At 62.4% G+C, this 1,208-nt stretch carries 1 pseudogene; it reads right to left on the reverse strand.

Annotated elements, in window-relative coordinates:
• Window positions 1–86: 86 nt before the first annotated feature.
• Window positions 87–1,060 (reverse strand): annotated as a pseudogene (locus ABIC25_RS24920) (IS3 family transposase); the annotation flags it as partial.
• Between the last annotated feature and the right edge of the window lie 148 nt (window positions 1,061–1,208).

The raw sequence follows: 1,208 nt of genomic DNA on the forward strand, positions 1-1,208 counted from the left end.
CCGCCACATCGCTGGTCCTCCGACTCCAGTCCGCCGTAGCCACCGCAAACACCTCCATGATCATGGTGTTGCGACGACCAGTTGAATCCGCCCTGACTTCCAGCATCCGAATGATGAATCAGCTCAGCAGCTTTCACCGGATGACCCTCTCGTTTCCGCTGCCACAGCGCCATCCGAAGCGGGACCGTCACCAGCTCCACCGTCTTCGACGTCGAGGCGTGCCACGCCACGATCCGACGTGAGAACACGTCGATGATGAACACCACGTACACCCACCCCGCCCACGTCCGGCAGTAGGTGAAATCGGTCACCCACACCCGGTTCGGCTCGACGGCACTGAACTGTCGATTCACCAGATCCTCCGCACGTACACCATCAGCGGACCGCACGGTCGTACGGACTCCCTTGGACCTTCGAATCCCGTTGTGACCTAGCACTTTCATCGCTCGATCAACGGCGCCATAGGACACCCCGGGCAGTGTTGTCCGATGCAGATGGGCGCGCATCTTCACCCGCCCGTAGAGGCCCTCCGGAGTCATCTTCCGCCGGCCGTCGTCATCGGTGCGCCAGACCACGGTGCGCACCGCATCGACGACGTGGGCATCGGAGACGGTCCGAGCGGCAGGCGTGCGTGTTCGCGATGCCCGGTAGGTTCGTGCGGCAATCATGCAGCCCTGCTCACGCAAGACCCGACAGATCGACTCGACCGCAAAACCGTTGGCGCGCATCCGATCTATGAACGCCACGATCATCGGTTGCGGCGGTCGAGTTCCCCCGCGAAGAAAGTCGTCGCCGCTTTCAAAATGGCAACGTCCTCTCGCAATTGCTTGTTCTCCGCCTTGAGTCGCTTGATCTCAGCGGACTCCTTCGACGTGGTCCCCGACCGGGCGCCGGCATCGACCTGGGCCTGCACGGCCCACCGACGTACCGTCTCCCCACCGACACCGACCTGCTTGGCGATCGCCTCTGCCGCGGCAGTCAACGACGTGTACTCGCCGCCGTGCGCCTCCAGCAAACGCAAGGCCCTCGAACGGACCTCCGGATCGATCTTCTTAGGCATGTGCTCATCCTTCCTGACTCAGAAGGAAGCGGCATCAAACCAGGGGTGATTCACGGACCTTCTCGGTGAACAAGGGATCTCTCGACAGCTTCCACGAATCCTGTTTGTGCGGAGCCAATCCGAACGCCCGCCACACACGCGACACGGT

Origin of the sequence: Gordonia sp. PvP123 (assembly GCF_040547295.1) — a bacterium.
In the GTDB taxonomy this organism is placed as follows: domain Bacteria; phylum Actinomycetota; class Actinomycetes; order Mycobacteriales; family Mycobacteriaceae; genus Gordonia; species Gordonia terrae.